The following is a 14,590-nucleotide window of genomic DNA, read 5'->3' as shown; positions in this document are numbered from 1 at the left end:
AAAATCCCGCCATGGCATAACCAATGACGGGATTTTTTTAGCTAGCTATTACAACCGAATTACTTCGGTGCACGGCCTGCACGCTTACGATCGTTTTCAGTAAGAAGTTTCTTACGGATACGAACGCTTACTGGTGTAACTTCTACTAGTTCATCATCATCAATGAATTCTAGTGCTTGCTCAAGCGTATGCTTAATAGCAGGAGAAAGCGTTTGTGCTTCATCAGTACCAGATGCACGAACGTTAGTAAGCTGCTTACCACGAAGACAGTTGATAGTCAGATCGTTAGCACGGTTGTGAATACCGATAATCTGACCTTCATAAACTTCATCACCGTGCTCAGAGAACAGGCGACCACGTTCTTGAAGGTTAAACAGTGAGTATGTTACTGCTTTACCTGTACCGTTAGAGATCAATACGCCGTTTGAACGTTGACCGATAACGCCACCTTTGTGTGGACCGTAGTGATCGTAAGAGTGGTAGATAAGGCCAGAACCAGAGGTCATTGTTAAGAACTCAGTTTGGAAACCGATAAGACCACGAGAAGGCATCATAAAGTCCATGCGAACACGGCCCTTACCATCTGGTGCCATATCTTTCAGCTCACCTTTACGGATGCCGATGTTTTCCATAACACTACCTTGATGCTCTTCAACCACATCGATAGTTACCATTTCAAACGGTTCCATTAGCTCACCATCAATAGTTTTGATGATTACTTCTGGACGAGATACTGCTAGCTCAAAACCTTCACGACGCATGTTTTCGATCAGGATAGATAGGTGAAGTTCACCACGACCTGAAACACGGAAACGATCTGGGCTGTCAGTTTCTTCAACACGTAATGCTACGTTATGAACAAGTTCTTTCTGCAGACGCTCAAGAATGTTACGTGAAGTAACGAACTTACCTTCTTTACCAGCGAACGGAGATGTGTTCACCTGGAAAGTCATGGTTACTGTTGGTTCATCAACAGAAAGTGCAGGAAGAGCTTCAACTGTATTCACGTCACAGATAGTGTCTGAAATTTTCAGTTCACCAAGACCTGTGATAGCGATGATATCGCCCGCTTTAGCTTCTTCAACTTCGTGGCGCTCAAGACCTAGGTAGCCAAGAACTGTACCGACTTTACCGTTACGCTTCTTGCCTTCAGCATTGATGATAGTCACTTGCTGGTTTGGTTTAACAGAACCACGAGCGATACGAGCAACACCGATAACACCTACGTAAGAGCTGTAATCAAGTTGAGATACTTGCATCTGAAGTGGGCCATCAACGTCAACACATGGTGCTGCAACGTTATCAACAACCGCTTGGAACAATGGTTCCATATCTTCGCCAACAACACCTTCTTCCATTGTTGCCCAACCATTTAGTGCAGAAGCATAAACAGTTGTGAAATCTAGTTGCTCATCAGTCGCACCTAGGTTATCAAACAGATCAAAGATTTGATCCATAACCCACTCAGGACGAGCGCCAGGACGGTCAATCTTGTTGATTACAACGATTGGCTTAAGGCCATATGCGAATGCTTTTTGCGTTACAAAACGCGTTTGTGGCATAGGACCATCAACTGCATCAACGATAAGCAATACTGAGTCAACCATCGACATGATACGCTCAACTTCACCACCGAAATCGGCGTGTCCAGGAGTATCTACGATATTAATGCGGTAGTCATTCCAGTTAATTGCTGTGTTCTTAGCAAGAATGGTAATGCCACGCTCTTTCTCGATATCGTTAGAATCCATAACACGTTCTTCGGCTTCGCCGCGACTCTCTAACGTGCCAGATTGCTGTAGTAGTTTATCAACCAGGGTAGTTTTACCGTGGTCAACGTGAGCAATAATTGCGATATTTCTTAATTTATCGATCAGTTGATTAGACATGGATTTCACATTCACTCAGAACATGCAGCGACCAACGGTGGGTAGCTACTTGGTTAAAAAAACGGCTCATAATCTAACAGATTTTACGCTAAAACCCACGTAATATGTGATTTATATCACCGGTTTTTTAAAAATAGTTTGTGAAGCCTTATTAAACCTCACTTTTAATGCATTTTTTTCGTATAAAAAGTGAGAAAAAGGCATCTATTTTTTAATAATTCTTCAGTTTTTCATCCGTATTTAGCGCAATTGTCGTCCATTATTCGCTCAAAGAATCAAAAACAAAAAAAGGCGTAATTATGCAATAGTGAGATTGACAATATAAACGCATAAGCTAATAGTAGTTGTCATATCGTGGTTATCACCCAACACGAACGCACCATAATAGGGCGTAACATCACCATTATGGTGCAGAAAAGGATTCCCATAGCACCCAAAACGCCATAACAGTGCGACTTTAGGGCTTTTAAAAGTTGGCATGGTTTTCGCTTTACTTATTTTAGATAGCTCAACAACGAGCATTGATAAGTTTTTGCGGCCAGTTGCCCAATCTTAACACCGGAGGTTACTCAAGATGTCAGTAGAAAATGTACTAGCGCTGATCCAGGAAAATGAAGTTAAGTTTATTGACCTACGTTTTACCGATACCAAAGGTAAAGAGCAGCACATCACTATTCCTTCTCATCAAATCGATAGCGATTTTTTTGAAGATGGCAAAATGTTTGACGGTTCATCCGTCGCTGGTTGGAAAGGTATCAATGAATCAGACATGGTGATGATGCCTGACGCTTCAAGCGCAGTACTTGACCCATTCACGGAAGACTCAACACTTAATATTCGTTGTGACATTCTTGAGCCTGCAACTATGCAAGGCTACGATCGCGACCCACGTTCAATCGCAAAACGCGCTGAAGAATTTATGCGTTCGACTGGTCTAGCAGACACAGTACTTGTTGGCCCAGAACCTGAATTCTTCCTATTTGACGATGTTAAGTTCAACACTGACATGTCAGGCTCTTTTTTCAAAATTGATGATGTAGAAGCAGCTTGGAACACAGGCTCTGATTTCGAAGGCGGTAACAAAGGGCACCGTCCTGGCGTTAAAGGCGGTTACTTCCCAGTAGCACCTGTTGATTCATCTCAAGATATCCGTTCTGCTATGTGTCTAATCATGGAAGAAATGGGGCTTGTTGTTGAAGCACACCACCACGAAGTAGCGACAGCGGGTCAAAATGAAATCGCAACTCGCTTCAACACGCTAACAACGAAAGCCGATGAAATCCAAATCTATAAGTACGTTGTACACAACGTTGCACATGCATTTGGTAAAACCGCAACCTTCATGCCGAAGCCTCTTGTAGGTGATAACGGTTCAGGTATGCACGTTCATATGTCTTTAAATAAAGACGGACAGAACTTATTTGCAGGTGATAAGTATGGAGGCCTTTCTGAAATGGCTATCTACTACATCGGCGGTATCATTAAGCACGCACGTGCAATCAATGCTTTTGCTAACCCAGCAACTAACTCGTACAAGCGCCTTGTTCCGGGTTACGAAGCTCCAGTAATGCTTGCATACTCTGCACGTAACCGTTCTGCTTCCATCCGTATCCCTGTTGTACCAAGCCCGAAAGCACGTCGTATCGAAGTACGCTTCGGCGATCCAGCGGCTAACCCATACCTCGCGTTTGCAGCAATGCTAATGGCTGGTCTTGACGGTATTCAGAACAAGATTCACCCAGGCGAAGCAATGGATAAAGATCTGTATGATCTTCCTGCTGAAGAAGCTGCTGAAATTCCACAGGTAGCAGAGTCACTACAAATCGCCCTACAGAACCTAGATGAAGATCGTGAGTTCCTAACAACTGGCGGTGTATTCTCTGATGACTTTATTGATTCTTACATCAAGCTGAAGTCTGAAGATGTAGAGAAAGTAAATATGACAACTCACCCACTTGAGTTTGAACTTTACTACTCTGTATAAGCAATTGATTAATTGCTAAAGAATAAGATTTAGGCCTACTTCACAAGTAGGCCTTTTTGATCTTGTTGCCTTCTTCAAAGCTGAAAAAATAATGAATCAGCTAGGGAGAATACTCATGCACATACCTCTTTTTATACCGATCGGCGTTAGCCTTTTGTTCTTAACTCTCACTTTACAAGCAACAACAATTTACTCTTGGGTCGATAAAAATGGTGTCGTCCACTTTACTGATCAGCCGAATGCCGCTCATACGAAAGTGTATGAATTAGATACCCCACCCAGCGCACCGTTGAGCACCACAGTTGATGAGATAGAGGTTACCAAGGAAAAGTCATCCACACTTGAAGCCCTTCCTCCCGCCACAATCCGCTTTATCACCCCTTCTCATGAACAAACACTGCGCAGTAATGCAGGACATATCGATATTACGGCAAGTAGTAATCGTGAAATAACCAAAGGCTATAAGGTACAAGTCGTACTGGATGGGAACCGTCACCTTGCACCACAAAACAGCTTAACATTCAGCTTGTTCGATATTGATCGTGGCAGCCATCAATTACAGCTCCAGCTATTAAAAGACGGCAAGGTAATTGCATTATCTAACAGTATTACCGTCTATCTACATCGCGCATCGACGACCCGAATCAGACCACCGGCTGCGAGCCCTAAGTTATAACGGTTTCTATGGTTTCATTCTGAAATGGAGATTGATGCATGATTTTTTAATGCACTATTGTAGACAGGCAGGTTACACTTGAATGCACCAATATGGTGCGTCATATCAATCTCTTCACTATACTGTTTTATACAGACTGTGCATGTCGGTTGATATTAACAAGGATGATAATCGTGACGACTGCCTTCACCCCTATAATTCTCAATAATTTAGTCACCGCAGTGATATTGCTTGATGAGCAACTCACCATGCGCTATGTCAATCCAGCAGCAGAGCAATTACTGTCATACAGTAAACGTCGCTTACTGGGAGTCCGTCTTCCTAATTTATTGCAACATTCTTCACTTGATATTGGTTTAATCCAAGCAACCTTGCAAAGCGGTCAAGGCTTAGCAGACAGTGATGTCACCTTTGTTATCGATGGTAAACGTTATACCTTAGAGTTAAATGCCAGCCCTATCTCTTGGCAGAAAGAGTTATTAATTCTGCTCGAACTCAAACCTATCGATCAGCAACGTCGTATCAGTCAAGAGCTGAGCCAACATGCTCAGCAGCAAGCCGCCAAAGAATTAGTGCGCGGCTTAGCACACGAGATTAAAAATCCGCTGGGTGGATTACGCGGTGCGGCTCAATTACTCGAAAAAACCCTTCCAGACCCTTGTTACACTGAATATACCCAGATGATCATCGAACAAGCCGATCGCCTACGAAATCTGGTCGACCGACTTTTGGGCCCGCAACGACCCGGTTTACAAAAAATCGATAATATTCATATCGTCCTTGAAAAAGTGCGTCAGCTCGTCAACCTCGACTGCGGTGAAAACATTCAGCTGCATCGAGATTACGATCCGAGTTTGCCCGACTTCACGATGGATTCCGAACAACTAGAACAAGCTATCTTAAATATTGTGAGTAATGCCGCTCTTGAATTACAGCAAGTGAGCGGGGGCAATATCACCTTAAAAACACGCACGGCACACCAAGCGTTGATTCAAGGTAAAAGATATCGAATAGCAGCAAAAATAGACATTATTGATGACGGCCCAGGGATTCCTAGTGAGATTCAAGACACCCTATTTTATCCAATGGTAACGGCCCGAGAAGGCGGCACAGGATTAGGATTATCCATTGCGCGTAATTTAGTCGATCAGCACCACGGTAAAATAGAAGTGGTGAGTTGGCCTGGGCATACAAAATTCACGATTTATTTACCCATAAAGTAACGTAAAGACGATATTTATACACAATATTCCTCGTCATGAAGGCAGGGAAAATAACAATAATAGAGGACGTCAGTATGAGCAAAGGATTGATATGGGTTGTTGATGATGACAGCTCAATTCGTTGGGTATTAGAACGCACACTTAATGCAGCCGGATTACAATGCGAAACCTTTGCCAGTGCCGATAATGTCATTGAAGCATTAGAGCGTAATGTTCCAGATGTATTGGTTTCAGATCTCCGGATGCCTGGCACTGATGGATTAACACTGCTTCGTTCATTGCAAAAAGATTTCCCAGCATTGCCCGTTATCATTATGACGGCACACTCTGACCTTGATGCCGCAGTCAACGCCTATCAAGAAGGAGCATTCGAATATCTGCCGAAACCTTTTGATATTGATGAAGCCGTCAACCTTGTTGAGCGAGCGGTAAACCATAGCCAAGAGCAAAAACGCCAACAACAGCCAGAAAGTGACACAAAAGCAGTCCCTGAAATTATCGGTGAAGCCCCAGCGATGCAAGAAGTTTTCCGAGCAATCGGTCGTTTATCTCGCTCATCGATTTCGGTATTAATTAATGGTGAATCTGGTACAGGTAAAGAATTGGTTGCCCATGCTCTGCACCGTCATAGCCCACGCAGCAACCAAGCTTTTATTGCTTTAAATATGGCCGCAATACCTAAAGATCTAATTGAATCAGAATTGTTTGGTCATGAAAAAGGGGCATTTACTGGCGCGAATAGCGTACGACAAGGACGATTTGAACAAGCAAATGGCGGCACACTATTTCTTGATGAAATCGGTGATATGCCATTAGACATTCAAACCCGATTATTACGAGTATTGGCTGACGGGCAATTTTATCGTGTTGGCGGACACTCTGCGGTTAATGTCGATGTTCGCATTATCGCGGCAACGCACCAAAACCTTGAACAACTGGTTGCCGATGGTGGATTCCGAGAAGATTTATTCCACCGTTTAAATGTTATTCGGGTGCATATTCCTTCATTAAAAGATCGCCGCCAAGACATACCACAACTGACACGACACTTTTTACAACGGGCATCAGATGAACTCGCCGTTGAAGTAAAAACATTGCATCCAGATACTGTTGATGTGATCACGAATCTCAATTGGCCGGGTAATGTTAGGCAATTAGAAAATACCTGTCGCTGGTTAACCGTGATGGCAAGTGGTAATGAAATTCTGCCTTCCGATCTCCCCCCCGAGCTACTAGAAGCCCCTACGCTCATCAATGGTGAACCAACTGATTCACACTGGCATCACTCTTTACAATGCTGGGCAAGAACAGCACTTCAACAAGGAAACGACAATTTACTTGGCGAAGCGTTACCAGAATTTGAAAAAATCTTGCTCGAAACGGCACTAGAACACACCCATGGCCATAAACAAGAAGCCGCTAAGCTACTTGGCTGGGGCAGAAACACCTTAACCCGTAAACTCAAAGAGCTAAATATATCATCAGATTAATTACCGGTCGTAATCTACACCATCACGCTTAGCTTCATTCTGCATTTCAGTTTAAAGGCCTATTTGAACAATCAGATAGGTTTTTTATTAGCATTTATCGATGACCTGCAATCATTGATAAAATAATCATGAATCAACAGATACAGTAAACATCAATACAGTTTCTACCCACATCAACGAATATTCACTCAGACTATAATGATAGTCATTTGTTCTTTGCGTATACTTACACACCAGTTTTGATCGGGACACCAATAATTATGATTACGAAGCAGCTTCCCCTTACCGACCTTCACCGCCATTTAGACGGTAATATCCGCATTCAAACGATTTTAGACTTAGGTCAGAAATTTGGAATGGCCTTGCCTGCAACGGATCTAGAAGGGTTACGCCCTCATGTGCAGATCGTTGAAGCAGAGCCAAGCTTAGTGGCTTTCCTCTCTAAGCTCGATTGGGGTGTAGCTGTTCTTGGTGACCTTGAAGCATGTCGACGTGTTGCCTACGAAAACGTTGAAGATGCGCTGAATGCACAGATTGATTATGCCGAGCTACGTTTTTCGCCGTATTACATGGCAATGAAACATAACCTACCGATCGCTGGCGTCGTGGAAGCTGTCGTTGATGGTGTAGCGGCAGGCTGTCGAGATTTCGGTATTCAAGCTAACTTAATTGGTATTCTTAGCCGTACTTTTGGTCAAGAGGCTTGTCAGCAAGAGCTTGATGGGTTGCTTACGCAAAAAGATAAGCTAGTCGCAATTGATTTGGCTGGTGATGAATTAGGTCAACCTGGCGATCGCTTTATCAAACATTTCACTCAAGTACGTGATGCAGGTCTACGTGTTACGGTTCATGCAGGTGAAGCAGCAGGCCCAGAAAGTATGTGGCAAGCTATTCAAGAACTTGGTGCAGTGCGTATCGGTCACGGGGTTAAAGCGGTCCATGATCCAAAACTGATGGATTATCTAGCAGCGAACAAGATTGGTATTGAATCTTGCCTAACATCAAACATTCAAACGAGTACTGTTGAATCATTTGCCTCTCACCCTGTAAAGCAGTTTTTAGAACATGGTATTTTGGCATGTCTAAATACCGATGATCCTGCGGTCGAAGGTATCGAGCTTCCTCACGAATATGAAGTAGCAGCACCGAAAGTAGGGCTGACTCAAGAGCAAATTCGTCAGGCGCAGATTAACGGCCTAGAACTGGCTTTCTTATCTGATGCTGAAAAACAACAGCTAAAAGATAAAGCAGCACAGCGTTAATCATTCATTAATGGTGAAGATAAACTTCACCATTAAAAAAGCCCTCATACTCAAAATTAATGCTGATCATTAACTTTGAGTATGAGGGCTTTTTTTAGCGTTAAGCTATACTAGATAACGCGAGAGAATTGCTGCTGGCGTGCTCGGTCACGCAAGTACTTATCAAAACACATACAGATATTACGGATCAGTAAACGACCTTTAAGCTCAACATGAATAAATTGGCCATCAATGGTAACCAATTCATCATTGATAAAGGTTTTAAGCAAACCAAGATCTTCAGCAAAGTATTCATTAAAGGTTAAATTGAATCGCTGCTCAATATCTTTCATATCAAGCTGGAAGTTACAAATTAACGCTTTAATCACTTCACGGCGCAGCAAGTCATCGGCATCAAGAGATACCCCTTTCCACAATGCTTGGCGCTTTTCTTGTACATCCGAGTAGTAGGTTTTCAGCTCTTTCTGGTTTTGCGCGTAACAGTCACCAATCATTGAGATTGCTGAAACACCCATACCTAATAAATCACAATCGCCTTGTGTCGCGTAACCTTGGAAATTACGGTGTAGAACACCATTTCGCTGAGCAACAGCTAACTCATCATCAGGTAAAGCAAAGTGATCCATACCAATAAACTGATAACCAGCACCGGTTAACGTGGCAATGGTATCTTGTAGAATACCTAACTTCTCATTCGCTGATGGCAGCTGGTCATCTTTAATTTTACGTTGAGCAGCAAATAAACTTGGCATGTGCGCGTAATTAAACACCGATAAACGCCCAGGTTTCATCTTTAGTACTTGCTGTAATGTCTCGGCAAATAGTTCACGGTTCTGTTTTGGCAAACCATAAATCAAATCAAGATTTGTCGAACGGAAGCCTAAATCTTTAGCGCGCTGTACCATAGCAACAATGAACTCTTCATCTTGCTCGCGGTTAACCAGCTTTTGCACTTCTTTATTAAAATCTTGAACGCCAATGCTTAAACGGTTGAAACCTTCGCCACGCAAGTGATCAAGTATATCCAATTCAATTTCACGCGGGTCTACTTCAATACTAATTTCAGCATCAGCATCAAATGAAAACTGGTCGCGTAATAGTGCCATCAAACGGCTAGCTTGCTTCTTAGTTAAGAATGTTGGTGTTCCGCCGCCCCAATGTAATTGGCTAACTTGGCGATCACCTAACAGAGAGGCGCGTTGACGAATCTCTTGCTCTAAGGCATCAAGATATTGATCGGCTTTGTGCTGGTGACGGGTAATGATCTTATTACAACCACAGTAATAACAAAGCTTATGACAGAACGGGATATGAATATACAGCGAAAGCTTGCGGTCTGGATACTGCGCACAAGCCATATCAAATTCTGCAGGAGTAAAGGCTTCATGAAATTCAAGAGCGGTTGGATAAGAAGTATAACGAGGACCTGAGTAGTTATACTTTTCAATCAATGCTTGATCCCAAATAATCTGCTCATTTGACATGACGTACTTCCACTATTTGTAAGGGGGAATAAATTCGATGTTCAGTGTGCCACACTCAAGAAAGATGTAGAACACTTACTAGTTCTTGGTCGAGGAAAATACCACCTAGATCAAATGACCTAGATGGTGAGTACTCAATAATAGGTAGACTCGCTACCCATTATGGTTTCATTGACAGGATATCGTCGAGCTCTAACTTAATGGTATCTTGTAGTCGCGCTTCTGCTTTCATACGTTCTAGATCGAGCTTCATTCGCTCTTTCTTTTGAATCATATTACGGGCATCACCACGTGGCATGTCTTTTACAACATGATAAAGCTCAAACATCGCTGGGAACTTGCTGGCAAAATCAATGTGTTGTTCAGCTTGTAATACTTCCATCAGTTTATATAAACGAATGGTTACTTCTGACATGTCACATTGTTCTTGTTTTCCGGCATCAGCAATAATAAATACGCTATCCATAATATTGGTATTACGCGTTTTTATTTGCTCTGCTTGCTGAAGCGCAGCACGCTTCAAGAAAGCTTTATGGTGTTGATGTTGCTGATATACCTTAAACAACAAATAGCCAGCATATATAGCTAGCGCGACAATAATACTGCCGCCCAAGCCTAACCAAAGCGTCATATCCTGCAACGGTTACTCCTTACCGAAAGAATCTAGATCCATATTTTCAAACTGATCAAGTAAATCTTCATCGGTTTTAGCGCCTTTACGTACAGGTGCTTCTTCGGTGACTTCTGGCTCTTCAACTTCAAGTAAGCCTAAACGGCCCATTAGATGCTCGATACGGTCTAGCTTTTGATCCACTTGCTTCTGTAAACCAGCACCTAGCTTCTCGCCCGCTTCAATACGATCTAATAACACCATTAGTTGTGCATCATTTTCCAACATATCCAATTCTTGTTCGGCGCTTAAGCGACGCTCTTTCTTGGTAGTTGGTTTTTTCTCAATCACTAATGGGATCGGTTTCTTACTGCCTAAACGTGGGTCTTTCTTTTGACCGTTCGCGTAATGCTTTGGATCCAAAGCTTCTGCGTTACGGTTACCAGACTTCAAACCTTTACGTTTTTTATCTTTCTGGCTTTTGCGTGCTTCAACATCAACCTGTGTTGTTGATTTCTCGCGGTACACTGCAGGACCTTCTGATCCTACACTGCGACTTCTTTTTTTACGGGTCATTACTGGGTCTTCCTCAGCAAAATCATATCATTACCAACAAAATCAACTTCCGAGCCATTACTGTTTACTAAAGAATAAACGGTATTTTGGCTGAAAAAGTGCATGTAAGTTGGATCGTATTTGTAATGCTATTGCGCAAAGGCATCTGCATCTATTGCCAGCTTAGTCATTCATTCTAGCTTTCTGCTAGTGTGTATTATGCTAAGTAGCAGCCCCCATTCCTTTGCAGGCGTATAAAATGTTCAATCGCTTCCGTACCAATAGTAAAGCTTCATGCCTTACTAATACTTTAGGTTCATGAGCAAAATATGAGTCATATATCGCCACATTATACCCTATATCGACCAACATTATGGAGAATGTAAGATCAGGGGTATAACCGAATACCAATCTATCGGCTTCTGGCTTTATCAGTACGTCGAAAAAGAAACACTACGTGCTAATAACAATAAGAATAGCCGTCATTGTTTAGACAGTTTCATGTTGATTATAAATGATTTTTAATTTCACTGACCGAGAGGTCATTGCATAGCAGAAATGTCTGCATTGCTTAGCCATCGAAAAATGAAGGCGAAACATAACAGAAAGCTAATAAAGAAAAAAGCGACAGGTATAAACCTGTCGCTCTATAAGGTTGCCATAATATGGCTAAATCCTGTCTAGTCTGCCCATAACCAGCTGTAAAGATCTGGTTAGACAATAATCCGTTTGTTATTTGTGCTTTCCTTGCAAGACGTTGTTGTTCTTCATCATCCTGATGAATTTTCGTCTTCCTTGCTACAATCCATGTTAAAACAGTTCATCCTAAACTGGCTATCCATTAAGCACGTTATCTTCCTGATAACCAATGTCACCATCCATGTGGGTACATAATCCGTTATGCACCTATTTTCTGCTGTGTATCAACAAAAATCTTTTCCGTAAGTGTCAACCATGACAATCCTACGCATCTTGCGAACTACCCGGCTTCCTCGCCAGACATCCTGTGTATCCTTCGAGCCTCTTGCTCATGCCATCCTAGCGCTTCCCAATCCTTCGTCGTATTCCCTATCGACAAGGCATACTTTACGCCCATTCAGGATTCATTCAACAAGCCAGCTCTTAGCATTTTTTTGTAATATTATTTCAATAGAACTAACTACCTGATACTTTTGAAATAGTCATTCAAACCCACCGTCTTTATCATCTAGATGGGCTATCACGAATAGCGGATCTCGCACACGCCTCTCAGCATTTTACGATTCAAAGACTAAAAACAATGAATTTCCGTCACTAACTTGCAGTTTTCACATATACGGTCTACTGACTTTACCTCTATAAAGAAGCTAAAAAGAAAAAGGCAGCCAAAGCTGCCTTTTCATTGATCAATACTGGAATAAGAGTACTTAGTGTAAACCACCAACATATTGAGATAATGAAGTGATTTCGTCATCTGATAGTTTTGCCGCGACTGAACGCATCATAGAGTTCATATCGTTGTTACGCTGAGCAGAGCGGAACTTCTCAAGCTGCAACTTAATGTACTCAGCATTTTGACCAGAGATTTTAGGGAATCCTGATAGGCTAGTACCGTTACCTCGAGGGCCATGACAAGCAGTACATGAAGCAATACCGCGTTCAGCATCACCTACGTTATACAACTGCTTACCCACTTCAATTGAAGATTCTGGCGTAACGTTTTCAGAGATAGGTAATGAAGAGAAATAAGCAGCAAGGTCAGACATATCTTCTTCAGACAATGCCATTACCATGCCTCCCATAACAGGATCATTACGTCCTTGTGTGCCACCTGTGGTCATTGCTAACTTAAATTCTTTAAGTTGTTTTTCGATATAACCAGGGTGTTGTCCTGCAATTTTAGGATATTGCGCCATAATGCTATTACCATCTGCGCCATGGCAAGCTGCGCATGTTGCAGCTTTTGCTTTTCCAGCTTCTGCGTCTCCTTGAGCCCAGACTGAGCAACTGGCAAGAAGAGCCAATATAAGTGCTAATTTCTTCATGACATTCCGTTTATAATTATAGAGCTTCCAGTACCACAAGTAATGCTCAGTTACATGGTATACAATGCGACCACAAACCAAGCACGGTTTTGGTACATTTTACACAATTTTACATAAAAGTAATCAGTCTACTACATGAAGACTTGACGGAGTTAACAGTGAATCAACCTCTCAACTACAGAAATACCGGATTCATCACAAGTGCACCTGATATTCGTCACTTGCCACAAGACACAGGCGTTGAGATCGCATTTGCTGGCCGCTCCAATGCAGGTAAGTCAAGTGCACTTAACCGCATTACAGATCAAAAAGGTCTAGCGCGTACCTCTAAAACACCAGGTCGTACACAATTAATTAACATGTTCGAAGTAACTCAAGGTTGTAACCTAATCGACTTACCGGGTTATGGCTTTGCTCAAGTACCACTAGAATTGAAGATTAAATGGCAGAAAGCGCTAGGTGAATACCTGCAAAAGCGTGAGTGCCTAAAAGGCTTGGTGGTATTAATGGATATTCGCCACCCAATGAAAGATCTCGACCAGCAAATGATTTTCTGGGCGATTGAAAGCCGCCTTCCAGTATTGGTGCTCTTAACGAAAGCCGACAAAATGAAAAGCGGCGCACGTAAAGCACAATTACTAAAAGTACGTGAGTCATCAAAGTCTTTTGGTGGTGATGTACAAATTGAGCTGTTTTCTTCATTGAAGGGAATTGGACTTGATCAAGTTCGTCGTAAACTAGATACATGGTTTGGACCAGAACTAGAGCGCCAACTAATGCTTGCCGCGGCTGAAAATGGCGAGACATACACTAGTGATACGTTATCAGACAAAAGCAATGATTAATCGAGTAAATATTACTCGTTAATAGAGCACGACGTCTGTTTATGGCTCTAAGGAAGGAGCCATAAAAATTCCCCACCTTCTGGTGGGGCAACGGGAGAGAAATAGGAGTTTTTTTATATTTATCCAGAAAGCATCAATGATTTCCTAACTCAACGCAAGTTCTTTATCCACATTTTGTGCGTTTTTTCATCACAAATATAAACGCAATAACTGCCATCAATAGCACCTTTTCACCACATCCTCTCTGACTATAGGCTTTGCTCAATCATTATTCTTAATGAGAATTAAGAATCACTAATATCACGTCCACGTATTTATTTCGGAATTTAATTACAGTAGTGACAAGTAGGCAAAAAAAAACCACCCTCAATAAAAAGGATGGTTATTTCATGAATGTACAAGTTTATTAGCATAAAGCCCGTAAACAATAACAAATATGAACAAGAAGCTATACCCATTATACCTGCTCTAAATCTTTTTTAAAGTAATTACTCTAAATTGTATGTGCTACAAATTCTAAAAATAAAAGCAATTTTTGCCAACTAAAT

Annotated in this window: 11 protein-coding genes; 6 read left to right on the top strand and 5 right to left on the bottom strand. The window is 42.0% G+C overall.

Annotated elements, in window-relative coordinates; genetic code table 11:
- Positions 1 to 59: 59 nt before the first annotated feature.
- On the bottom strand, positions 60 to 1,889 hold the full coding sequence (gene typA / locus C9J48_RS22955) for a translational GTPase TypA (RefSeq protein ID WP_006233480.1): 1,830 nt from the start codon (positions 1,887 to 1,889) through the stop codon (positions 60 to 62).
- Positions 1,890 to 2,463: 574 nt separating this feature from the next.
- Between typA and glnA the strand changes: the two genes are divergently transcribed.
- The 5 genes from glnA (at position 2,464) to add (ending at position 8,524) form a co-directional block, all read left to right on the top strand.
- On the top strand, positions 2,464 to 3,873 hold the full coding sequence (gene glnA / locus C9J48_RS22945; RefSeq protein ID WP_006233482.1) for a glutamate--ammonia ligase: 1,410 nt from the start codon (positions 2,464 to 2,466) through the stop codon (positions 3,871 to 3,873).
- A 115-nt stretch (positions 3,874 to 3,988) separates the two neighbouring features.
- Complete coding sequence (locus C9J48_RS22940; RefSeq protein ID WP_006233483.1) at positions 3,989 to 4,549, top strand: DUF4124 domain-containing protein; 561 nt, start codon at positions 3,989 to 3,991, stop codon at positions 4,547 to 4,549.
- A gap of 173 nt (positions 4,550 to 4,722) precedes the next feature.
- Positions 4,723 to 5,772 (top strand): nitrogen regulation protein NR(II), encoded by a 1,050-nt coding sequence (glnL, locus tag C9J48_RS22935; protein ID WP_006233484.1) that lies wholly within the window; start codon positions 4,723 to 4,725, stop codon positions 5,770 to 5,772.
- A 74-nt stretch (positions 5,773 to 5,846) separates the two neighbouring features.
- Complete coding sequence (gene glnG, locus C9J48_RS22930) at positions 5,847 to 7,262, top strand: nitrogen regulation protein NR(I) (RefSeq protein WP_006233485.1); 1,416 nt, start codon at positions 5,847 to 5,849, stop codon at positions 7,260 to 7,262.
- 260 nt (positions 7,263 to 7,522) lie between these two features.
- Positions 7,523 to 8,524, top strand: a complete 1,002-nt coding sequence (add, locus tag C9J48_RS22925; protein WP_006233486.1) for an adenosine deaminase — start codon at positions 7,523 to 7,525, stop codon at positions 8,522 to 8,524.
- 110 nt (positions 8,525 to 8,634) lie between these two features.
- On the opposite strand, the gene hemN is transcribed toward add, so the two are convergent.
- The 4 genes from hemN to C9J48_RS22905 all read right to left on the bottom strand — a co-directional run bounded on the left by hemN (position 8,635) and on the right by C9J48_RS22905 (position 13,197).
- Positions 8,635 to 10,008 (bottom strand): oxygen-independent coproporphyrinogen III oxidase, encoded by a 1,374-nt coding sequence (gene hemN / locus C9J48_RS22920; protein ID WP_006233487.1) that lies wholly within the window; start codon positions 10,006 to 10,008, stop codon positions 8,635 to 8,637.
- 160 nt (positions 10,009 to 10,168) lie between these two features.
- A complete protein-coding gene (locus C9J48_RS22915; protein ID WP_006233488.1) occupies positions 10,169 to 10,639 on the bottom strand; it encodes a DUF2489 domain-containing protein in 471 nt (156 codons plus the stop codon).
- Positions 10,640 to 10,651: 12 nt separating this feature from the next.
- Entirely contained in the window at positions 10,652 to 11,194 is a 543-nt protein-coding gene (yihI, locus tag C9J48_RS22910; protein WP_006233489.1) for a Der GTPase-activating protein YihI, read from the bottom strand.
- Between the two features lie 1,385 nt (positions 11,195 to 12,579).
- Positions 12,580 to 13,197 (bottom strand): c-type cytochrome, encoded by a 618-nt coding sequence (locus tag C9J48_RS22905; protein ID WP_006233492.1) that lies wholly within the window; start codon positions 13,195 to 13,197, stop codon positions 12,580 to 12,582.
- Positions 13,198 to 13,355: 158 nt separating this feature from the next.
- Between C9J48_RS22905 and yihA the strand changes: the two genes are divergently transcribed.
- Positions 13,356 to 14,042 (top strand): ribosome biogenesis GTP-binding protein YihA/YsxC, encoded by a 687-nt coding sequence (yihA, locus tag C9J48_RS22900; RefSeq protein WP_006233493.1) that lies wholly within the window; start codon positions 13,356 to 13,358, stop codon positions 14,040 to 14,042.
- Positions 14,043 to 14,590 lie beyond the last annotated feature (548 nt).

This window comes from Photobacterium profundum, assembly GCF_003026285.1.
Lineage (GTDB): Bacteria > Pseudomonadota > Gammaproteobacteria > Enterobacterales > Vibrionaceae > Photobacterium > Photobacterium profundum.
Note: the sequence above shows the minus strand (reverse complement) of the source record. Positions and strands in the feature narration are given on the sequence as shown.

What these genes read in the sequence shown, in the direction of transcription:
- typA (WP_006233480.1), bottom strand. Translation starts at nt 1,889, where the DNA reads ATGTCTAATCAACTGATCGATAAATTAAGAAATATCGCAATTATTGCT.
- glnA (WP_006233482.1), top strand. Translation starts at nt 2,464, where the DNA reads ATGTCAGTAGAAAATGTACTAGCGCTGATCCAGGAAAATGAAGTTAAG.
- C9J48_RS22940 (WP_006233483.1), top strand. Translation starts at nt 3,989, where the DNA reads ATGCACATACCTCTTTTTATACCGATCGGCGTTAGCCTTTTGTTCTTA.
- glnG (WP_006233485.1), top strand. Translation starts at nt 5,847, where the DNA reads ATGAGCAAAGGATTGATATGGGTTGTTGATGATGACAGCTCAATTCGT.
- add (WP_006233486.1), top strand. Translation starts at nt 7,523, where the DNA reads ATGATTACGAAGCAGCTTCCCCTTACCGACCTTCACCGCCATTTAGAC.
- hemN (WP_006233487.1), bottom strand. Translation starts at nt 10,008, where the DNA reads ATGTCAAATGAGCAGATTATTTGGGATCAAGCATTGATTGAAAAGTAT.
- C9J48_RS22915 (WP_006233488.1), bottom strand. Translation starts at nt 10,639, where the DNA reads ATGACGCTTTGGTTAGGCTTGGGCGGCAGTATTATTGTCGCGCTAGCT.
- yihI (WP_006233489.1), bottom strand. Translation starts at nt 11,194, where the DNA reads ATGACCCGTAAAAAAAGAAGTCGCAGTGTAGGATCAGAAGGTCCTGCA.
- C9J48_RS22905 (WP_006233492.1), bottom strand. Translation starts at nt 13,197, where the DNA reads ATGAAGAAATTAGCACTTATATTGGCTCTTCTTGCCAGTTGCTCAGTC.